The organism is Nocardia sp. NPDC004278 (assembly GCF_053602975.1).
The window spans coordinates 1-20448 of record NZ_JBSGEQ010000050.1 but is presented as its reverse complement, the minus strand read 5'-3'; the positions used below and the strand labels follow the sequence as shown (position 1 = coordinate 20448).

Below are 20448 nucleotides of genomic sequence, written 5' to 3'. Positions count from 1 at the left end.
CAGCGCAAGAAAAGGCCCTATGTCCTTGCCGGACATAGGGCCGCGGTCTCAGATCACTGTGCGGGCGGCTGGCACCCGGGCGGCGGGCCCTGCTGATCACCCGGCGGCGGACCTTGGTGGTCACCGGGCGGCGGACCCTGGCGATCACCGGGAGGCGGGCCCGGGTGGTCACCGGGCGGCGGCGGACACTGCTGTCCGGAGTCCGGTCCCTGAGGCTGGTCGGCGCTCGCGATACCAGCGCCGACGCCGAGCGCGCCGAATACCACGACACCCGCCGCGGCAGCGGTCACCAGCTTCGACTTAACTCCCATACATTCCTCCTGAGGGTGCATCTCGATCCGAAACCGTCGGCCGATATCTCGTGCCGACGCGAGAATCGTTGCGCTCCAACCTCTGTCCGGAATGTGAGCAACATTTGCGCCAGCTGTGAGCGCCGGATCCGGGTTTCGGTCATGATCGATGTGGAACCGGTGAAGTGCCGCTGAAACTTCCTCGGGACGGCGATCTCGCAGAGTCACGGTCAATAGCCGGGACCGAGGATCCGACCGCGCCTTCCCGATCGAGTTTGCCCCGACAGCTCTCAGGTGAGCAGGAGGAGTCGATATGCCCGCAGCGAATGTGGAGGTATTGATCGTCGGCGGCGGACCGGTCGGGCTCACCGCCCGGGCGCTATTGGAGCGCTGGGGTGTGCGGGCAATGCTGGTCGAGAAGCGCCGCGAGCTATCACCCTTTCCCCGTTCCCGGCTGGTCAATGTGCGCTCGATGGAGATCTTTCGCCAGGTCGGGCTCGCCGCCCCGATCGCGGCCCGCGCATTTGCGCCCGAGTACGGCCGCATCCGCTTCCGCGACACCCTGCGGGACCGCGATTTCGCCACCGCGGCAATGGTCGGGATCAATGCGCCGATACCCGAAAGCCCGGTGATCGGTGTGGTCACCTCACAGGATCGGCTGGAACCCACCCTGCTCGCCGCGCCGGGGGCACCGATGCGGTTCGAGGTGGAACTCATCGACCTCGCCGAAGACACCGACGGCGTGACGGCCCTACTCGTCGACCAGCACAGCGGTGCCGAGACGCATGTCCGTGCCCGGTATGTGCTCGCGGCCGACGGCGCGAACTCCACCGTCCGGCAGGGGCTCGGAATCGACACCGCGGGCCCTGGCGCGATCGGGGACGTCACCACCGTCGTATTCGATGCCGACCTGCACCGCTGGTGCGCCAACCAGCCCGCGGGGGTCTACGTCACCGCGCACGGATCGTTCCTCCCGCTCTACCCCGAGGGCGGGTGGGCCTGGGTGGGGCCCACCCCCGAAAACGCCGCGCGCGTCGACTGGCGCGACCTCGTCTCGCGCGCCCTCGGCCCCGACCTCGACGGAAGAGTCGACGTGTTGCGGGTACAGCACTGGGTGGCCAACGCATTCGTCGCTGAACACTTCCGCCACGGACGGATCCTGCTGACCGGTGATGCCGCGCACGCGGTGCCCATCGTCGGTGGCCTCGGTATGAATACGGGCATCGCCGATGTGCACAACCTCTGCTGGAAACTGGCCGGTGTGCTGCACGGATGGGCCGGACCGAAACTGTTGGAAACCTATGAGACGGAACGACAACCGGTTGCCGACGAGACGCTCCGCCAAGCGGTGGCCAATACCCAGCTCCTGTCCCAAGCCCAAAATCGGCGCCGCGAACAGTTGCAAAACGGTGCGGCAGCGCAGGAACAGATCGAGCTGCCCTGGTCGGAGCGGTACTTCGCCCAGCTCGGTCTGGTGCTCGGGGTCACCTACCGCTCGGACGCCGTCCACACCGGGGACAACAACCCACCCGAATCATCCGACACCGGCACGGATTATGTGCCCACCACGGAGCCGGGCCGCCGTATGCCACACCAGTGGCTCACACCCGACCGCTCCACACTCGACGCCATCGGCGAATGGTTCACCCTGCTCACCCCGGACCCAGGCCACTGGAAGCAACAGGCCACGCCACCGTGGCCGCTCCACATTGAGCCCCTCACCAGCGAACACGCCGATCGCTTCGACATCGGTCCACATGGAGCACTGCTCATTCGGCCCGACGGCCACATCGGCGCCCGCTGGTCGGACCCACCACCCGGCGACACTGCCCTCCCCCGGACTCTCACCGCGATCACGCGCTGAGTCACCCCTGGCGGCCCACCGGATCGCCGGGCGAGCCGAGCGCATCACGAATCGTGTCGCGCAGCCAGCGCTGTGCCGGGTCGGCGTCGAGCCGTGCATGCCAGGCCAGCCGCACTTCGACTGCCGGCAGGGCCGCGGCGATGGGAAACCAGCGCAGGCCGAGGGCCCGGCCGTATTGTTCGGCGAGGCGCTGCGGGACGAGCCCGACGTACTGACTCGACGCGACCAGCAGCGCGGCGACGGCGAAGGTGGGGACGACGGCGGCGACGCGGCGTTGCAGGCCCGCGGCATCGAGTGCGTCGTCGAGTGGTCCGCGAGCGCGGCCACGGCGGGAGGCCGAGACGTGGGGATGCTGGCACAGTTGCGCCAGCGTCGGGCGGCGGTGCCGACCGAGCGGGCTGTCGGCGCGGACGATCCCGACTATTCGTTCGCGATACAGCACGGCCGTCCGGATGTCGGGCGCCGCTTCGCCTGTGCCGATATCCAGATCGACCGAGCCGTCACGAAGGGCATCGTTGCTTTCACTGCCCTCGGTGACGAAGCGCAGTGTCACGCCGGGGGCAAGCGCGGCCGTGGCTTCGACCGCCGCGGCCGCCAGGGTCGCGGCCACACCGTCATTGATGCGAATCGTGAAGGTGCGCTTCAGTTCCGCGACCGTGATCTCGCGGTCGGCGCTGATCAGTGCCGACAACTCGTCCAGCAGTGACCGCACCCGCGGCGCGGTGCGCAGCGCGAATGGTGTCGGGGCCAGCCCGCGACCGGCACGCACCAGAATCGGGTCACCCATCGCCCGCCGCAACCGGCCCAGTGCCCGGCTGGTCGCCGGGATGGACAGATGCAGGCGCTCGGCGGCGGCCGTGACGCTGCCGTCCTGGAGCAGCGCGTCGAATACGCGCAGCAGATTCAGATCGAGCTGCTCGGGCATAGTTGCATCGTACGCAAGGATCTATTGCCGAAGTTGCGTGGCGCGGAGACCGCCCTTGTCCATAGCGTCGCAGTCATGTCATACAACCTCTTGAACGCTCCGACCTCGCGAGACCCGTCGGCCCGTCCCGGCACGCAGCGCGGCCTGCTCGCGGCCATGTGTGCCTGCGTCGTGCTCGTCGTCGGGATGGTCGCCGCCATCAACCTCGCCGTCCCGATGCTGGCCGCCAGCACACTGCACCCCTCCGCATCGGCGCTGGTCTGGATCGTCGACACCTATGTGATCGTCTTCGCCTGTCTGGTGATTCCCGGCGGGGCCGCGGGAGATCGCTTCGGGCGCAAGGGGATCCTGCTCGTCGGCCTCGGGCTGTTCGCGGTCGGCGCGCTGCTGTCGGCGACGGCACCGAATGTGGCACTGCTGCTCACCGGCCGTGCGATCACGGGTGTCGGCGCCGCCGCCGTATTGCCCAATACGCTCGCCGTCCTGCTGCATGCGGTCCCCGTCGAACGCAAGAGCGCGACGATCGCCGTCTGGGCATCGATGACAGGTATCGGCGGAGTCGTCGGCAATGTCGGCGGCGGGGCGATCCTGTCGGGCGGATCATGGCGTTGGCTGTTCGCCGCCGCCGTGCCGATCTCGCTGATTCTCCTCGCGCTCGTGGGCCGGGTCGCGCCGATCTCACCGCACCACGACCGCCGCCTCGACCCGCTCGGCGCGGCATTGTTCGTCGGTGCGTCGGTCGCGCTACTGCTCGGCATCGTGCAGGGTCCGGAGGCGGGCTGGGGCAGCGCGATCGTCATCACCGGATTCATCTGTGCCGCTGTCCTTTTCGTCGTGTGGACGATCGTCGAACTGAGGGTCGAACACCCGCTGCTCGATCCCCGATTGTTCCGCCTTCCCGCGCTGCGCAGCGCCTGCCTCGGCATGACGGCGGTCTTCTTCGGCATGTTCGCGCTGTTCTACGTCAACGCGTCGTTCCTGCAGTACGGCAAGGGATTCGGCGTGCTGCAGACCGGTCTCGGAATCATCCCGCTGACCGTCCCGATGATCCTCGGCGCACGGTATGTCGGACGGCTGTCACAGCGCATCGGCCTCGACGCCACCATCGCTATCGCATTCGTCTTCGTCGGCGGTGGACTGCTCGGACTCTCCACGAGCGGCGCACAGACACCCTACCTCGCCTACGCCGCCTGGCTCCTCGTGACGGGAGTCGGTGTACTGCTTGCACTTCCGACACTCTCGGGAGCCATCGCAAGCTCGCTCCCAGCAGACCAGGCCGGGGTCGGAGCCGGGTTGCAGGCCACCACCCGCGAATTCGGCAGCGCCCTCGGCGTCGCCGTCGTCGGCACGGTGCTCACCGCCCGGTTCGTCGCCGCACTGCCGCTGGACATCCGCACCGACCACGATCCGCACACCGTGGCCCGGGCACTCGCGGCCACCACACCCGACCGCGCCAACGATGTGATCACCGCATTCGTCTCGGGCACGGACTTCGGACTGCGGGCGATCGGCGTGACCGTACTCGTCCTCGGCGCGCTCGTCGTATTGCAGTCGCTGCTGTCCCGACGTGGACAGGCACGCTCGGCGGCAGGGTAATCAGCCATCACATGAATCTGGACTGCCGACGCGCGGTGTTGGTGATCTTCGAGCGCTCGCACCGGCTGGTCACAGCCGATGTCGGATAGATCTTCGAGAAGTTCTGTGCCGTGGACGGTGGTGAGGGACCATGGAGTGCGGTGCGGTGCGGTGAGCGCCGCGCCGTCTTCTGAGTGTGTTCCGCGATCTACTTCCACCTACGCAGGAGGACGAAGATCCATGATGACTTTCCGGAACTACCGACGTCCTGCCCTTATCGCGACCGTCTTCGGCGTGCTGGGGCTGGCCGGAATATCGACCGCTGCTCCCGCTCTGGCCGCCAACAACATCGACGTCAGCGGCGTCGGTCCGGCCAATATCGGGGTCGACTACAGCTGCGATGCATCGGCAGGAGTGACCGCCATCAAGGCAATGGTGGGCGATCCCAACGCAGACAGTCCCTCGGCCACCGGCGCACAGAATGCCGTCACATGCGACGGAGCCCAGCATTCCGCCGTGATCATCCTCGCCGGAGCCGCCGGTCGGGATGCGCCATTGTCGGCGGGGCAGACGGTGCAAGTGCGGGTCGCGCTGGTCGATCGCGACGACACTGTCGTCTCCGGGCAGGCCAAGAAGGTCACGCTCGGGTAGGGCCGCCACCCGGCGGCCCGTCGGCGGCCGGTTCGACAGCCACTGGGCAGGTCGATGCGACCGCCGCTGGTGCACAAGGGTTTTGCGCTAGCTATTGCGGACCCGGTAGCGCAGGTGGGTGACGCGCTCGCCCTGCACGACGGTCGGATCGTCGAGCAGGTGTGGACCGGCACCGACGTGGTCGAAGAACGGGGTCCCGCCGCCGAGCACGACCGGGATCAGATCGATGTGGATCTCGTCGAGCAGCCCCGCCTCCAGGCATTGGCGGGCGATCGTTCCGGCGTTGACGGCGATGGCCTTGCCGCGGGCCACCTTCGATGCTTGCTCGAGCGCCGATTCGACGCCATCGGTGACGAAGGTGAACGGAGCGCCGGGGTGCTCGTCGATCCATTCGCGCGGAATGGTATGCGTGACAACGACTATCGGCCGATCGAGCGGGTGGATACCGCCCCAGCCATCGATGAGGTCGAACAGTCGCCTGCCGACGACGAAGACTCCCAGACTGTCGACGTGCTCGCGCAGGTGCTGATAGTCGACCTCGGTGAGCCGGAACGGGATCTCCGGGTGCGTGCTGGGGAATTCGTGATCGCCAGCGCTGTACCAAGCGAACAAATGCTCGAAGCCGCTCTCCTCGGGTCCGGCGATATAGCCGTCGACCGACATGCTGGCTCCTGTGATCACCTTGCTCATGGCGCACTCCTGGTTGTACGGATGGTTCGAAGTAGGTGACGGCCGTGGAACCCGAAATTCATCGGTAGTGCGGAGGGCCTACATGCCCGCTGCTGTGCCGCCGTGCCTGCGACAGCGATCTCGACCGCACGGCCTGATCCGCATGGCGGCGGTGCAGGGCGCATCTGAAGGTGTTCTCGACCGGATGGTGCTCCGGCAATCCGGGATCCGGCGTCACTGACATGGAGGTCGATGGTGCAGAAGCTGAACCCCGGCGAATCCCCCGCCAGCCACTGGGACCACACGGCGCAGGTGCAGAAGCAGCACTTCGCTTCCAGTGACCATGCTCACCATGGCGCTAGGGTCGAGGTCGACGTGGTGGCGATAGTCCTACTTGCGGCGTTGCAGGACGAGGAACGCCATCCACGCCGCACCGCCGAGCACGAGCACGCCGATTATCCCGATGCTCGTCAACAGAAAGTCCACGCCTCGATTCTAGATGTTCGCGAGTACCTTTGGTGGACTTACCGATTCGACGGCACCGGGCTCGCGGCCCGAAGATGTGCGACGTCCGGGACCACAGCCGAAGCCTGTCCTGCGGCGATCACGACCCCGCCGAATCTCGCACTCACAGCCGACAATTCGCGCCGCACTCGCCCCGAGCACGAACCGCGCGCCAAAGTTGTTCGGTGTCATCACCGGTGGTCGGCCGCGGTAGGAGGATTTCTCGTAGAGTTGGTAGCAGAGTGCAGTGACGGGCGAAGGGGCCGGATGTGTCCGCGACACTGGTGAAGGGCCAGAACGGCCCGTTGACGGTCACCGATGTGGTGGTCTCGGTGCAGGTTGCCGCGCCAGCGGAGGTGTCAGCGCTGCTGGTCACCGAGGCCGGGAAAGTTCGCTCTGATGCGGATTTCGTATTCTTCGATCAGCCGACCGGTCCTGGTGTTCGGTTGCAGTCGATGGAACCCGGTCGGCCGGCCGCGTTGGCCGTGTCACTGCATCGGGTGCCAGCGGATATCGCTCAGATCCGGGCGGTGATCACTCTTGATGATGCGAACAGTCGATTCGGTCGCATCGCCGCGCCATCGGTAGTCGTCTCCGATACTCGCGGTAATCGGTTGTACGAGTATCGGATCGAGGGTCTGAGCACCGAATCCGTCGTGATCGCCCTGGAACTGTACCGCCGCCAGGGCGGTTGGAAGGTCCGCGCGGTCGGACAGGGCTACGCGGGTGGATTCGCCGCCCTGGTCACCGACCACGGCGTGACCGTCGACGACCCACTCCGGCCGACCACCACACACACGCCAGCGCCGCCCATTGCTCCCAGCTACCCCGCACAACCCGCGCCGAGCTACCCGCCGCCAACCGCCGATCCGGTGAATTCCAATCGGAGCCCGCAATATCCGCCCGCAGCGTCCCACCCGCCCGCAACCGGCCATCGCCCCCAGAGTGGCTATCCTTCGACACCAACTCCCGGCTCTGCGGGCCCGGGCTACCGGCCATCGCCCGGTCGGCATGCGACACCATCGCCAGGCGAGGTCAGTCTCTCCAAAAACCGTCCGGTCAGCCTGGCAAAGGGGCAGCGCGTCACGCTCCGCAAGGACGGTGGTGTCGCGCTGACCTATATCCGGATGGGGCTGGGCTGGGACCCCGTCAAGAAGGGCGGCTTGTTCGGCGGTCGCACGATCGAGATCGATCTCGACGCCTGGGTGGCTCTGTTCGCCGAGGCGAATTTGGTTGATGTCGCCTACTACGGTCAACTCACCTCCAAGGACGGATCCATCCGCCACCAAGGCGACAACCTCACCGGCGAAGGCGAGGGCGACGACGAAGTGATCCTGGTCGACCTCACCCGGATCCCGGCCCACATCACCACCCTGCTGTTCGTCGTAACCTCCTACCAGGGCCAAACCTTCGAACAGGTCACCAATGCGTTCTGCCGCCTGGTCGACAGCACCACCGATGTCGAGCTCGCCCGATACTCACTGACCGGGGGCATGGCATTCACCGCAATCGCGATGGCCAAGGTCTTCCGCGCCGGCGGGGAGTGGAAACTGCAGGCACTAGGCGAAGGCTTCCAGGCCAAACACCCCGGTGAAGCGGTACCGCAACTGGGGCGGTTCATCACCGCCCGATGACCAGCCACCGGTAACAGCCCGCTGATTGCACCGAGATCTGATCGAACTGCCGCGGCGCATCGTCATCCAAGCGGTGATCGACCGTTTCAGTCCGCGAGTTCGGGCGGGAAGCCGCCCGTCGCAACAGGTCCCCAGCGTTCGATATCTATGCGCAACAGCGACTTGTTCTGCCGTGCCATGGCCGCGCGGTACTCGGCCCAGTCCGGATGTTCGCCGGAGATAGCGCGAAAGTACTCGACGAGACCGTCGAGGGCCTCCGGCATGTCCAGGACCTCGGCGCGGCCATCGACCTGTACATAGGGGCCGTTCCAGTCGTCGGACAGCACGCAGATCGACACGCGCGGGTCCCGTCGCGCGTTGCCGACCTTGGCGCGGGTCGGGTAGGTCGACACCACGATGCGGCCCTCGGGATCAATCCCGCAGGTCACCGGCGACAATTGCGGGCGGCCGTCGCCGCGGTTGGTGACCAGGACGCCGCGGTGGCGAGTACGCAGGAATTCCAACAGTTCGGCTCGTTCGACCCGGTCGGCGGCGGCAATACGTGGCATGGTCGGGCTCCTGTCGTGGCGATGCCAGGGACAAAACGCAGTCGCCGGTCATCGTGTCACATCGATAGACCACACCGCTCCGACCGCCGCGGGCACACTGGTCGCGCTGCAACCCTCGCCATCAAGAGTCTCACCTGTAGATCTTCGGGTCGGGAACCGGTTGTGGCGCAGCGCCGCCGGATCCGAATCCCGATCGCCTGGAGTCCCCGTCAATCTGGTCGCGACGTTCTGAACGTATCGCCGAGTTCACCCCGCACCTGGCCCGGCCAGTTATGGCCCGGGCAGGTGATTCTCGCCCACTGCAAGCGATCGGCCCATCAGTGATACTGTTGACAGCCGTTGTCTCCCAACATATTTGACACGCTAGAGCGGGATCGATCAGTGTAGTCGGCCGGGCGGCGGCCGAGAGAGGGAATCATGGGATTGCCAAGTGAATTCGGCAAGGCCGCCGGCGCGGGCATCGCGGCGCTCGCACTGCTCGCGCTGCTGCCCGGTACCGCGCAGGCGGCCATTGGCCGGGCCTCCTACGTCACTGCGGCGGGAAAGATCTTGTCGATCGAACGGCCGGACAGTGGCGCCTGTATCCAATTGCAGGATGCCACAGTGCGTTTCGAGAACGGCACCAGCGACCGGGCCTACCTGTTCGGCGATTCCGCGTGCGGTGCGGGATCCGAGATCGAGGGTGTCGATCTCATCTGGAATGCTCCGGCCGGGGTGCAGGCCCTGTCCGTGCGCTTCGAACCAACCGGGTAGCCCGCGGCATCGACGCCGGAGACCCGAAAACCGCCCTCCCGGAATGAGTCGTGTGCCGTTGAACTCGCGCTGGCGGTCCGGTGCATGTGTCGTCGAAACCTTTGGCGACAATCAACTTGGCGTCTGGACTGTCAAGCAGCCACATGAGCGCGGATTGGTATCTGTGACAGCACATTTCATGCAATTCGCGGCTGGAAACACGACACTGCCCTGTTCGATGTAGCGCTGAGCGGGCGGTCAGTTCATCAGCCATTCGGCGATGGCTTGCGCGCTCGCGTCGAGGATGGCTTCACCCTTCTGCGCGGTTGCGGCTCTGGCGTCTCCGGCGACGCCGGAGGGTGTGACATGTTTGAACGATCGCGGCGTGTAGACAATGCGGTCGGGCGCTGATTGCAAGACGATGTCCGGCCCCGTCGCGTTCGGGAGCTGAGTGAGATCGACCAGTTCAGGGGCGATGGCCATCATCATGGAGGTCTCTCCCTCACAGGCATGCATCAATGTGTCCTGCGTGTCGAGAACCTCTGCCGTGCGGGTCTGCGCTGCGGTGAAGTAGCTGGTGACGGCGATGGTGGCCGATAGTTCCTCGGACAGTTCGTTACTGAGCGCGTTGAGGGCTGTGACGTTTCCGCCGTGGCCGTTGACGACGAGGATCTTGGTGAATCCTGCTGTGAGTACCGACTGACACAGGTCCCGTAGCAGCAAGTGATATGTCGCCAGGGTGAGGGTGAAGGTTCCGCCGAATTCCATGTGATGTTGCGCCAGTCCGCACCACAGGGAAGGGGCGACGACCACCGGCCGGTTGTTCGCGACCATGATGGCTGCGGCGCGACGGCAAGCCTCGGCGCTGAGGAAGTCGTCGACACCGGTGGGTAGGTGCGGTCCGTGCTGCTCGGTCGAGCCGACCGGCAGCAGCACGGGAGCACCCTGAGCCGCGCGCTGGCGCAGAGTTGGCGCAGTCATACGGTTCCAATGAATTTCGGACATGGTGGTAACTCCTTGCCGTTCAGAGGGTTTCGGGTGTGCTCAGCGGCAACGCCGTGGAGCGAGCCGACACCTCGGGGCTGATTTGCGTGTTCGGGTCGGCGATCGTGTCCACGGAAAGGCCGGTGGTCTTGACGCCGAATGTCATGGCGAACGCGGCCGCGAACATGACAACGGCCACCAGGGTGAACACAGCGGCGGCGCCGTAGGAATCCAGGAGCGGGATCAGATAGAACGGTGCTGCCGCGGTGGACAGTCGGCTCAACGAGTACAGCCAACCGGTTGCGGTGGTCCGCACACCGGTCGGGTACTGCTCGAGCTGGTAGATGTGGCCGGCGTTGGACATCACGTTGGCGACCATGGTGAAACAGAAACCGGAAATGATGATCGCTGCCGTTGTCGTCGCGTTTCCGTATGCCATCCCGGTCAAAGCCATCGCAGTGAACGCGGCGCACAGGATCCATTTCCGCTCGTACTTGTCCATGACCAGGACAGACAGGAACGAGCCGAGTGGGTATCCGATGAAGGAGAAGGTCAGATAGGTCAGCGAGCTGCTGACGGTGAATCCTTTGGCGGCCAGGGCGAGTGTGGCGAGGCTGCTGAACCCGTAGTAGCCGACAGGCGCGAGGACCCACAGGATGGCCATCAGGATCGTGCGTCGGGTGAAGGGCTCCCGAAACAGGCCGATAATCGGCAGCTTTTGCACGGGAGCGGAAGCAGCGGCGGTGACGGGCTCCGGGGCAGGTGGTGTCCACCCTTCCTGCTGCGCGGCCGCCTCGAGACGCGCGGTGATCGCGTCTGCCTCCTTCGACCGGCCCACCGACTCGAGCCACCGCGGCGACTCGGGCAGGCCTCGTCGCGCCAGGAAGGTGAGCACTGCTCCCAAGGCGCCGAAGCCGAACATCCACCGCCAGCCAGCAATCCCGAGCGGAGTCGTGCCGACCAGCGTCATCCCGAGGTACCCGACAACGGGGACAGCGAGATAGGCGGCGGTGAACGCCCATGCGGCATAGCGGCCGCGGCGCTCGGGCGGCAGGATGTCGCCGAGGAAAGAGTCGGTCACCGGCAGTTCGCCACCGAGTCCGATTCCCGCGATGAAGCGGAACAGGACCAAAGTCCACACGTTGGGCGCAAAGGCGCAGGCGAGAGTGGCTGCCGAGTAGAGGCTGAGGGTGAGCATGTAGGCGCTGCGCCGACCGACTCGGTCCGCCATTCGCCCGATGACCACGGCTCCGATGAATGCGCCGACAAAAGCCGACGCGAGGACCAGTGACAGCTCGAGGCCGTGCAGTGTGAAGGTCTTCTGCAAGGTGGTCGCGAGGACTCCGGACAGGAACAGCTCGTAGATCTCGAAGAAGGTGCCCAGCGCCATGATCGCGGTGAAGCGCTTGTGCAGCGAAGTCATGGGCAGTCGGTCGAGCCGCGCGGCGACGGAGAGACCGCCGATTTGTTGTGGATGGTCCATGGGTTTGCCTTGGGTGCGAAAGGAGGCCTGTTCAGGGCCATGATTAGACTGGACTGTACAATCTAAGTAAGGTGCCCACAAGTGCTACAGGGCACAATTTAGATTGATCAGTCCAGTCCAGTTCCACATGGAGGTGTTCGACGGTGCCCCCCACCGCTTCCTCGCAGTCGCTGTCCGGCAACAATGCGGTGCGGGAACGCAGCCGCACCAAGATCCTCACGGCAGCGCGATCCTTGTTCCTGGACGACGGCTACGACGGTGTCAACCTCGACAGCATCGCAACCCGGGCGGGCGTCGCACGCCAGACGGTCTACAACCGCTTCGGCAGTAAGGAAGCCGTTTTTCGCGCAGTCATGCAGGAACATTGGGGCAACCTCGACCCCGACGCTCTGCCTGTACGTTTCGCGGCGAAAGTTGCCGGCGGAGATGATCCGGCGGAGTTTCTGCGCGACTTCTCCCAAGCACTCCTGGATTTCATCGACGAAACCGATCAGATCGCCTTCACCCGGCTGGTGATCTCCGAATCCCGACGCGCCCCATGGATTGCCGAGGAGTTCTACCGACTGGGCAAGCAGCCCTTGATGCAAGCCCTCGCTGCCTGCCTGCAGCAGATGAGCGAGGCGGGCACGATCGCATGCCCGTCACCGGAACTGGCCGCTCACCAATTCCTCGGGCTCATCCAAGAATTCATCGTCTGGCCCATGGTGATGGCAGTCCCCACGACCTCATCGAGCACTCCCCCGCGCGAGACAGTCATCAACGAAGCGATCGCCACCTTCCTCAGCCGTTATCGCTCGACCGCGCCCCGTGGCTGAGGCCGGGCGCCGATATCCGAAGCACCACACCGAAACTCGACACATCTGCCACATGGAGTTCCGCATGCCACAGCCCCTTCGACCGCCCGGCAGCGCTCCCAGTTGGAGCGTCGGCGATACGGTCATTCACCGTATCGACGAGGTGATCCTGCCTCCCGAAACCGGTCCATGGCTGCTGCCCGGGGCCACCGCCGACGTCGTGCAGCGCACGAACTGGCTTGCTCCCGACTTCGCCGACGAAGCCGGGACTCTGCACTTGGCCGTGCACAGCTTCGCCGTCGAGGCCGCAGGCTTGCGTGTACTCATCGACACCGGAATCGGCAACGGCAAGATCCGCCCGAACCCCGCTTGGCACAATCTGCACACCCCCTATCTCGAACGTCTGGCCGGGGTCGGCTTCGCACCCGAATCCGTCGACTTGGTCATCCTGACCCATCTGCACACCGACCACGTCGGATGGAACACATGCCCCGACGGTCACGACGGCTGGACACCGACGTTCCCGCACGCCCGCTACATCACCTCCCGCGTCGAATCCGACTACTGGGACAGCGCAGACATCGATGACAGCCGCAGGCGCATGCTCGCCGACTCCGTTCAACCGGTCCGCGACAGCGGCCAACTCGACCTCATCGACGTCTGCGCCGAGGGCACCGACATCGCTGCTGGACTGCGGCTTGTGCCAACTCCCGGTCACACCCCCGGCCAGGTAGCCGTGGCTGTGCACAGCGCCGGGCGCTCCGCCGTCGTTACCGGCGACTGCATCCATCACCCTGTCCAGCTGGCCGACCCGGCGTTGTGCAGCAGCGTCGACGTCGACCCGGATCGAGCCGCCCGCACCCGCCGCGACCTGCTCGCCGACCTCGCCGATACCGACACACTCCTACTGGGCAGCCACTTCGCCCCTCCCACCGCCGGACTGGTCCAGACCCACGGCGACACATATCGCCTCATACCCGTCCCCGGACGAGTGATCCACCCGCCCCAACGCTGATCGACTTCGACCACCAGCCGAATCGCAGTCGCCCCATGATCGGGATGGTTGCGCGTTCGGTGCTGTCCAGCCGATGGTCACAGCAGTCGGGGTCGGCGGCGGACGAATCCTATGAATCCGCCGTCCCGACCAGAACACATCTACAACCGCGTCTGCGACGAAGGCCTGACCGCAGCGGCCTCAGCCGTGTTCGACGGCACCAAAAAGACCATCTGAAACGCTCCGATACGAGGTTTCTCGCACCCGTTGACAAGATGGCTGAAAAACAAAAAGTCAGGACCGATATCAATATCGGCCCTGACCTGCGGAAATATTGTGGAGCTAAGGGGACTCGAACCCCTGACCCCCACACTGCCAGTGTGGTGCGCTACCAGCTGCGCCATAGCCCCGAGTGGGTTGCTTTCAGGTTTCCCTGACTGCCTGAACGAAGTTACACCACTGGCATGTCGGCAACCAAATCGCCTTGATTCGGGGGTGGCGGAAGGGATTGTTCGAACCTAGAATCGAACACATGTTCGATAGCGATGATCTCTCATCCATGGACTTCGGGGCCATGAGTGACGAGGGGCTGATCGAGGCCCTTCGGGCGGCGCACGGGCGGGCGGCAATGGCGCAGGCCGCCGAGGTGTTCGCGGTGCGGGAGTTATATCGGCGGCATCGGGCCGAGAGTGCGGAGCCGGGGCCCGGCGGGGTGCGGGCCGGGGAGTTCGCGGCCAGTGAAGCCGCCGTGGCTCTGCAGGTCGACGAGGGCACGGCGGGGGCGTTGATCGATATCGGTCTGGCACTGGAGGATTCATTGCCGCAGACGCGGGCGGCGTTTGCCGCGGGGCGGATCGATCTGGCGAAGGTGCGGGTGATCGTGGACAACACCCGGGCGGTGGCGAGGGAGGTGCTGGATGTTCTCGAGCCGCGGCTGCTGGATGCGGCAGGGCGGAACAATTCGATGCGACTGCGCCAGGCGGCGCGGCGGTGGGCAGCGCGGTTGGATCCGGGCGGGACGCAGCGACGGCGGGAGTTGCGCCAGGACGAGCGGGATGTGCGGCTGCGGGCAGTGCAGGACGGCATGGCAGTGTTCGACGGGTTGCTCCCCGCGCCGGGTGCGCAGACGGTTGCGATGCGGTTGCGGGAGATGGGTCTGCAGGTGTGCGCGTCGGATCCGCGGAGCATGCCGCAGCGGCGGGCCGATGCCCTGGTGGCGCTGGCGGATGGGTCGGGGCGGCTGCGATGCCATTGCGGGCGCGGTGCGCGGTGTCCGAAGTTCGGGGTGCCGATCGAGAAGCCGCGCAGGCCCTTGATCCAGATCGGGATTCCGGCGGACACCCTGCTCGGCATTCAGGAGGCACCGGCTTTTCTCGCCGGGTATGGGCCGATCGATGCGGCGCTGGCCCGGATTCTGGCCGAACACGCGCGCTTCCAAGTGATTCCCGAGCGCTCGGCCGCCGCCGACGACCCGCTCGCCGCCGACGAGGCGGTGCAATGGCGGCCATCGCCGCGACTGGAACGTGAGGTGCGCGCGATGGACGGTATGTGCCGCTTTCCGGGTTGCGTCATGCCCGCCGCGGAATCCGAACTGGACCACAATCACCCCAGCGACCGGCGGCCCGACCGCAGCGGACGAACCATACGGACCAACCTGGCCGTGCTGTGTACCCGCCACCATCGCCTGAAGACGTTGGCGGACAACGAAAGACTCCCCTGGCGCACCTGGCGCGCCGACCTCGACCGCCTGCAATGGACCGCACCGACCGGAGATATCCACACCACGGTCCGCGAAGGCGCCCGCTACCTCTTCCCACGCACCGACACCGACGCCCCCGCCCCGTACATCGGCCATCACCGATCCGAGTCGAACGAAGCACCCGCGACAATCCCCGGCCGCCTCGCCGATCGCCCAACCGCCGAAGACATCGCCTACCCCCTCGACGGCTACATCGTCGTCCACGGCCAACTACGCCGAATCCGTCCCGAAGACGAGATCCCCGACGACAAACCACAACCAGCCCGAGCCCCCAGCGACTGACACCCCCTGCCGGCCATCGCGGTCCGACGCAATCACCACCGCAGGGGTCACCACCGGTTCCATCAGACAATCGCCCCCCGAGTTCCGCCATTTGGGTCGCAGCTGGATCCTCCACAACCAGCTCCAACGCCTCGGCACCCACTGCTCGAGCACTGAGCGACTGACACCACCGCCATCGCGGTTCGACAGCCACCGCGGCAGCGGCTCCGTCACCCAGTACACCGGCCAGCACCGATCCGAACCGAACGAAGCGCATCTCTGACGATCCCGGTCCATCCCGCCGATCACCAGGTCCGCCGCAATCGCACCCCGCCCCGACTTCCGCCGCCTCGGGCGCGAATGAAATCCGCGACGACCACCCCCCAACGCCCACCCACAGCCCGCAATCCACCACCACCCAGCAGCCATCACCGACTCCACGCACCTCGCCCGACTCCGCCGTCTCACCCCGCAGATGCGACCGCCCCACCCCGTTGGACGAGCAATCACAATGCGCTGAGGCAGGTAAACGTCGAGAGCACCTTGCACCAGTGCATTCTCGGCTGACTATCGGACCGGGGGTGGCTTCGTGGTCCCGTTGTTTTCCTGGCGGCGACGGGGGCACCTTGCGACGACCGGACTAGTGGTGGCGTCCCTACTGGGTGCGGCCGTGGCTCGGATGGAGCTGCTACCTGCGTCGGCTGGATGCTCCCATCGACCAGCGCTCCCGCCGTGGCGGACCCTCGATGTGGCGGCAGGCCAACGCACATCCGCGCTTGAACTCGGACAACATCCGCTAGATCATCGCCGCCGGGCTGTTGTGGGTCGTGCCCCTCGTCGCGCTGGTGCGCCGCAAAGGCTGACGATCACCTTTGCCGGGCCGCAGCCATCGTGTCGACTCGCGCCGCACGTGGTTCCCAACCGCGCAGGTCAGGGACCACATCCACGGTTGCCCGTCACAGGCCTCCTCACCCACCCGCACCATGCACTCCGCTCCCCCAGCCCCTCCCATCACCGACCAGCCCCAACAAGCCCACTGGACGAACGATCACCATGCGCTCAGCAGGTAAACGCCAAGAACACCCCTGCACCAGCGCATTCTCGGCGACGGGCACGTCACGACCGCACACGGCCGGTCCCCCAACCATGCGCAGCAGGTCGCAACCGGAGCACGGCTGGTCCCCGCCATCCGTGCGGCTGCCCTGGTACGGCGTACGGCTGGTCAGGGCCGCCCAGGCGGTGCCACACCTCGCATCGTTGTTCGTGACAACGCACGCTCGATTGCGCGTCAGAGCCATGCGCGGTCGTGTTCGCCCGGCCTTGTCGGGCATCCGGGCGCTAGAAGCCCCGCTAAGAGCCCGATTCCTGTATCGCGGTCCACGATCCACGGCGCCTTCGCGCGGGGTTATGACGTGACGCTTGGACGGCAGGGGTGTCGTGGACTGCGAGATCGCCGCGCACTGGCAGGCTGCTTGCTGGCCCGCGGGGATGGCGGAATCGACAGCGCGCTGCCGCTTCTGTCGGGCGGCGCCAAAACAATCTCCACACCGGATTACTCGATTCGATCGGACTCGTGAATCGGCGTGTGTTGGATTCACAATTACCCCGGCAGATGACTGCTGCACCATGTGTAACAGCGGGGGGTCATCTGAAGCCGCTGCCGAATCGGACATTCATCCCAGGAATCGCCGCGAAAACGCGATGCAGGTCACTATTTCACAGTGATCCCGAACACATAACGTAACTATCACGACTAACCACGGATATACATTTTTACCCATTCGAACTGCGGGAATATCAAAAACCCTGGCTCTGCGCTTCAGGCAATTTGGACGTTATCTCTACGTGATCTGCGGCGAATTCTTCGCTACCGTCGTCGACAGCCCTGATCAACGAGACGGGCTCGAACGCGAACCGCCGAACGCCGGTAACCCTGCCCCGCGGTTCCGAGGATCCCCGACATCGCTGGGGGCAGGGACACGGCGGTAAGTCCGCCGGGCCGAGCGGGCGCAGCCAGGAAAACACATGACTCAGAACCGCAAGTTCACCCGCGCCCTCGGTATCGCCGCCGTCGCCGGTGCCATCGCCGCAGTTCCGTTCGGTCTGTCCACCGCCACCGCGTCGGCCGCCGGCCACAACTGGGACGCCGTTGCCCAGTGCGAGAGCAGCGGCAACTGGGGTACCGACACCGGTAACGGCTTCTCCGGCGGCCTGCAGTTCACGCAGAGCACCTGGGCCGCCAACGGCGGTTCGGGCAGCCCGAGCGGCGCCAGCCGTGACGAGCAGATCCGCGTCGCCGAGAATGTGCTCGCCACCCAGGGCCCGGGTGCGTGGCCCGTGTGCGGCGCTTACCTGTAAGCCCAGATCTCCCCAACGGGGTCCGTGCCAGCGGCACGGACCCCGTTGTCGTCGGCCCGCACACCGGACTCCGCACCACCGAAATCGATAGCACCGGAACTATTTCCAGCAATCATCCGGACACCGCGCAACTATTTCCAGCGATACCCGTTGACCACCCGCGGCACATCGAATTCGAACATCCCTCCGTGATAGTGGAATTCGCGATTCCCGCGCGCGCTCGCACAGTCAACTACCAGTCCCGCTCACCGGTACCGCCCATTTCAGTTGCGCAATCAATCGGTCTCATGGCCCGAAACACCTGCGGTCAGTGATCCATATCACTACCCTGTTTCCACCCGGCAACTCGTCCTGACCCGCGGACGGTTCAGGTTCCTTACGAAATGCCGTGGCTAGAAAGGCATCTCGACCATGAGCTCGACCCGGACCGCTGAGCCGCCGACCCTACTGACGGGGCTGTGGCAGCGCAAGCTACCGCACTATCCCGATACTCCCGCCCGCTCCTGGTATCTGGCCCTGGTGGTCATCACATCAGTGGCGCTGTACTACCAGTTGTTCGTCACCGGAGCGGTGGGCAATGAGCTGATCGCCTACTTCCACCTATCCTTCCGGTACTTCGTCGGGATCTTCATCGCGGGTGCCGCATTCGGCGCGGCCGCCTCGGTGCTCGCCGGTCTGCTCGACCGCTGGGGACGAGCCAATATCGTCGCCTACGGCGTGGTGATCTGCTCCCTGCTCACCCTGTTCGCTGTGCCCGCGACCACCAGCAAGGAGGCCTATCTCGTCGTTTACTGCGTGGTGAGCATTGTCGAGGGCGCGGTACTGGTCGCCACACCGGCATTGATTCGTGACTTCTCCCCACAGCTGGGCCGGGCCTCGGCCATGGGCTTCTGGACGCTCGGGCCGGTGCTCGGCGCCTTGATCACCACCGAGATCTCCACGCACACCCTCGATGCTCATCCCGATTGGCAGTACCACTATCGGCTCTGCGGTGTGATCAGCATGGTCATCGCGGTATTCGCGGTGATCGGATTGCGTGAACTGAGTCCGGCGCTGCGCGACCAGATCATGGTGTCCCTGCGCGACCGCGCGCTGATCGAAGCGCGGGCGCGCGGGCTGGACGTCAGCACGCTGGAACAGGGGCAATGGCGGCAGATGCTGCGCGTCAATATCGTCGGATCGGCGCTGGCGATCAGCCTGTTCCTCGCCTACTTCTACACGATCGTGTCATTCCTACCCGTTTATATGGCAACCATTTTCGGGTTCAGTTCGGCCAAGGCCAATGCCCTCGGAAATTGGTATTGGATCGCCAATGCGATCGCGCTCGTGCTGGCGGGCATCATTTCGGACTACCTCAAGGTGCGCAAGCCGTTCATGATCATCGGCGCGCTCATCAGCATTGTCGGATTGTTCGTATTCCTCGGCTACACGGAGAAGCCCGATACCGGGTACTACACGTTCGCATTGTGGCTCAGTGTCATCGCGGTCGGCGCGGGCATCGCCTACGCCACCTGGATGGCCAGCTTCACCGAGACCGTGGAGAACCGGAATCCGGCCGCGACCGCGGTGGGTCTCGCGGTCTGGGGCGGCACGCTGCGCGGCGTCGTCACCATTGTGCTGTTCGGCTTGCTGATCGTGATCAATACCGCTGGCACGCTGGTCAACTACGGTCCTCGCCTCGCCGAGATCCAGCACAACTACGGTCCACAGCTCGCAACCATTCAGACGGTCGGCCCGGACACCCTCGCGGCACTGCAGAAGAACCCCAATGATCCGGCCGCACAGGTCGCGGCGCTCACCAAGCTGACCGGCGCGTCACCCGCCGATATCCAGACGACCATCGGCCTCAATACCCGCTATCCGCAGGAGCTGGCGACACTACAGGCGATCGACCCGGCCACCTTGGCGACGCTGTCCACCAATCCCGCCGATGCCACGGCCGGGCTCGCGGCGGTCGGCCAGGTCGCGAAGAAATTCGGTATCCCGGTGGACCAGGCCATCGCACGCCTGCAGGCGACCCAGCAGCTCCCGGCCGCCGATCTCGCCATCGCCGCCAAGGTGGGCCCCAAGCTCACCCAGGCGACGGCGCAGTTGCAGTCGGTCGGCACCATCCCCGTCGATGACCAGGCCTATCTGGCCGCCCACGCCACCGAGGTGCAGCAGGCGGCCAAGGATTCGCCCGGACAGTGGAAGCGCTGGTGGTGGATCTGCCTGATCGCGCAGGTCGTATTCCTGCCGTTCGTATTCCTGATGTCCGGACATTGGAGCCCGAAGCAGGCCGGCGCGGAGGCGAAGGCGCACGACGAGCGCGTCGAGCGCGAACTCGCCGCGATCAAGGACGAACCGGAACCGGAACCAGCCGAATAGCAAGTCGTGGGGGGGGGGGGGGCGAACGCGCCCGCGCCCCCCACCCACCAACTGAG

16 protein-coding genes and 1 tRNA gene are annotated in these 20448 nt (G+C 65.7%); 10 read left to right on the top strand and 7 right to left on the bottom strand.

Annotated features, from left to right (window positions below; all coding sequences use genetic code 11):
* Positions 1 to 53: 53 nt before the first annotated feature.
* Complete coding sequence (locus ACWEO2_RS40175) at positions 54 to 311, bottom strand: hypothetical protein (RefSeq protein WP_452410167.1); 258 nt, start codon at positions 309 to 311, stop codon at positions 54 to 56.
* Positions 312 to 603: 292 nt separating this feature from the next.
* Here ACWEO2_RS40175 and ACWEO2_RS40170 point away from each other — a divergent pair, with 292 nt between their 5' ends.
* Entirely contained in the window at positions 604 to 2154 is a 1551-nt protein-coding gene (locus tag ACWEO2_RS40170; protein ID WP_452410166.1) for an FAD-dependent monooxygenase, read from the top strand.
* Position 2155: 1 nt separating this feature from the next.
* Here ACWEO2_RS40170 and ACWEO2_RS40165 read toward each other — a convergent pair whose 3' ends face one another.
* Positions 2156 to 3079, bottom strand: a complete 924-nt coding sequence (locus tag ACWEO2_RS40165) for a LysR family transcriptional regulator (RefSeq protein WP_452410165.1) — start codon at positions 3077 to 3079, stop codon at positions 2156 to 2158.
* A 75-nt stretch (positions 3080 to 3154) separates the two neighbouring features.
* On the opposite strand from ACWEO2_RS40165, the gene ACWEO2_RS40160 reads away from it, so the two are divergent.
* Together ACWEO2_RS40160 and ACWEO2_RS40155 are read left to right on the top strand one after the other, a co-directional pair.
* Positions 3155 to 4675, top strand: a complete 1521-nt coding sequence (locus ACWEO2_RS40160) for an MFS transporter (RefSeq protein ID WP_452410164.1) — start codon at positions 3155 to 3157, stop codon at positions 4673 to 4675.
* 219 nt (positions 4676 to 4894) lie between these two features.
* Entirely contained in the window at positions 4895 to 5305 is a 411-nt protein-coding gene (locus ACWEO2_RS40155; protein WP_354955599.1) for a hypothetical protein, read from the top strand.
* A gap of 87 nt (positions 5306 to 5392) precedes the next feature.
* Here the strand turns inward: ACWEO2_RS40155 and ACWEO2_RS40150 are convergent, their stop codons facing one another.
* Positions 5393 to 5995, bottom strand: a complete 603-nt coding sequence (locus ACWEO2_RS40150; protein ID WP_452410163.1) for a dihydrofolate reductase family protein — start codon at positions 5993 to 5995, stop codon at positions 5393 to 5395.
* 752 nt (positions 5996 to 6747) lie between these two features.
* Here ACWEO2_RS40150 and ACWEO2_RS40145 point away from each other — a divergent pair.
* Positions 6748 to 8112: a TerD family protein gene (locus ACWEO2_RS40145; protein ID WP_452410162.1), complete on the top strand. Its 1365-nt coding sequence runs from the start codon at positions 6748 to 6750 to the stop codon at positions 8110 to 8112.
* An 86-nt stretch (positions 8113 to 8198) separates the two neighbouring features.
* Here the strand turns inward: ACWEO2_RS40145 and ACWEO2_RS40140 are convergent, their stop codons facing one another.
* A complete protein-coding gene (locus ACWEO2_RS40140; RefSeq protein WP_452410161.1) occupies positions 8199 to 8660 on the bottom strand; it encodes a PPOX class F420-dependent oxidoreductase in 462 nt (153 codons plus the stop codon).
* A 417-nt stretch (positions 8661 to 9077) separates the two neighbouring features.
* Here ACWEO2_RS40140 and ACWEO2_RS40135 point away from each other — a divergent pair, with 417 nt between their 5' ends.
* Entirely contained in the window at positions 9078 to 9413 is a 336-nt protein-coding gene (locus ACWEO2_RS40135) for a hypothetical protein (RefSeq protein WP_355188318.1), read from the top strand.
* A 237-nt stretch (positions 9414 to 9650) separates the two neighbouring features.
* Here the strand turns inward: ACWEO2_RS40135 and ACWEO2_RS40130 are convergent, their stop codons facing one another.
* Both ACWEO2_RS40130 and ACWEO2_RS40125 read right to left on the bottom strand, forming a co-directional pair.
* A complete protein-coding gene (locus ACWEO2_RS40130) occupies positions 9651 to 10397 on the bottom strand; it encodes a creatininase family protein (RefSeq protein WP_452410160.1) in 747 nt (248 codons plus the stop codon).
* Positions 10398 to 10416: 19 nt separating this feature from the next.
* On the bottom strand, positions 10417 to 11859 hold the full coding sequence (locus tag ACWEO2_RS40125) for an MFS transporter (RefSeq protein ID WP_452410159.1): 1443 nt from the start codon (positions 11857 to 11859) through the stop codon (positions 10417 to 10419).
* Between the two features lie 188 nt (positions 11860 to 12047).
* On the opposite strand from ACWEO2_RS40125, the gene ACWEO2_RS40120 reads away from it, so the two are divergent.
* Both ACWEO2_RS40120 and ACWEO2_RS40115 read left to right on the top strand, forming a co-directional pair.
* Positions 12048 to 12674, top strand: coding sequence for a TetR/AcrR family transcriptional regulator (locus tag ACWEO2_RS40120; RefSeq protein ID WP_452410158.1), 627 nt, complete (start codon positions 12048 to 12050; stop codon positions 12672 to 12674).
* A gap of 64 nt (positions 12675 to 12738) precedes the next feature.
* Positions 12739 to 13668 carry an MBL fold metallo-hydrolase gene (locus ACWEO2_RS40115; protein ID WP_452410157.1) on the top strand — a complete coding sequence of 310 codons (930 nt, stop codon included), beginning with the start codon at positions 12739 to 12741 and terminating at the stop codon, positions 13666 to 13668.
* A gap of 316 nt (positions 13669 to 13984) precedes the next feature.
* Here the strand turns inward: ACWEO2_RS40115 and ACWEO2_RS40110 are convergent.
* Positions 13985 to 14057, bottom strand: a tRNA-Ala gene (locus ACWEO2_RS40110).
* Positions 14058 to 14179: 122 nt separating this feature from the next.
* On the opposite strand from ACWEO2_RS40110, the gene ACWEO2_RS40105 reads away from it, so the two are divergent.
* The 3 genes from ACWEO2_RS40105 (at position 14180) to ACWEO2_RS40095 (ending at position 20392) form a co-directional block, all read left to right on the top strand.
* The gene (locus ACWEO2_RS40105) at positions 14180 to 15688 is read left to right on the top strand and encodes a DUF222 domain-containing protein (RefSeq protein WP_452410156.1); all 1509 of its coding nucleotides are present in this window, start codon (positions 14180 to 14182) and stop codon (positions 15686 to 15688) included.
* A 2004-nt stretch (positions 15689 to 17692) separates the two neighbouring features.
* A complete protein-coding gene (locus tag ACWEO2_RS40100; RefSeq protein ID WP_452410155.1) occupies positions 17693 to 18025 on the top strand; it encodes a transglycosylase family protein in 333 nt (110 codons plus the stop codon).
* A 411-nt stretch (positions 18026 to 18436) separates the two neighbouring features.
* Positions 18437 to 20392, top strand: coding sequence for an MFS transporter (locus ACWEO2_RS40095; RefSeq protein WP_452410154.1), 1956 nt, complete (start codon positions 18437 to 18439; stop codon positions 20390 to 20392).
* The last annotated feature ends 56 nt before the right edge of the window (positions 20393 to 20448 follow it).

Bases quoted from the DNA above. Each gene is read 5' to 3' on its own strand.
- ACWEO2_RS40130 (WP_452410160.1), bottom strand. From the start codon at position 10,397: ATGTCCGAAATTCATTGGAACCGTATGACTGCGCCAACTCTGCGCCAG.
- ACWEO2_RS40140 (WP_452410161.1), bottom strand. From the start codon at position 8,660: ATGCCACGTATTGCCGCCGCCGACCGGGTCGAACGAGCCGAACTGTTG.
- ACWEO2_RS40150 (WP_452410163.1), bottom strand. From the start codon at position 5,995: ATGAGCAAGGTGATCACAGGAGCCAGCATGTCGGTCGACGGCTATATC.
- ACWEO2_RS40160 (WP_452410164.1), top strand. From the start codon at position 3,155: ATGTCATACAACCTCTTGAACGCTCCGACCTCGCGAGACCCGTCGGCC.
- ACWEO2_RS40165 (WP_452410165.1), bottom strand. From the start codon at position 3,079: ATGCCCGAGCAGCTCGATCTGAATCTGCTGCGCGTATTCGACGCGCTG.
- ACWEO2_RS40100 (WP_452410155.1), top strand. From the start codon at position 17,693: ATGACTCAGAACCGCAAGTTCACCCGCGCCCTCGGTATCGCCGCCGTC.
- ACWEO2_RS40125 (WP_452410159.1), bottom strand. From the start codon at position 11,859: ATGGACCATCCACAACAAATCGGCGGTCTCTCCGTCGCCGCGCGGCTC.
- ACWEO2_RS40170 (WP_452410166.1), top strand. From the start codon at position 604: ATGCCCGCAGCGAATGTGGAGGTATTGATCGTCGGCGGCGGACCGGTC.
- ACWEO2_RS40115 (WP_452410157.1), top strand. From the start codon at position 12,739: ATGCCACAGCCCCTTCGACCGCCCGGCAGCGCTCCCAGTTGGAGCGTC.
- ACWEO2_RS40095 (WP_452410154.1), top strand. From the start codon at position 18,437: ATGAGCTCGACCCGGACCGCTGAGCCGCCGACCCTACTGACGGGGCTG.
- ACWEO2_RS40175 (WP_452410167.1), bottom strand. From the start codon at position 311: ATGGGAGTTAAGTCGAAGCTGGTGACCGCTGCCGCGGCGGGTGTCGTG.
- ACWEO2_RS40105 (WP_452410156.1), top strand. From the start codon at position 14,180: ATGTTCGATAGCGATGATCTCTCATCCATGGACTTCGGGGCCATGAGT.
- ACWEO2_RS40135 (WP_355188318.1), top strand. From the start codon at position 9,078: ATGGGATTGCCAAGTGAATTCGGCAAGGCCGCCGGCGCGGGCATCGCG.
- ACWEO2_RS40155 (WP_354955599.1), top strand. From the start codon at position 4,895: ATGATGACTTTCCGGAACTACCGACGTCCTGCCCTTATCGCGACCGTC.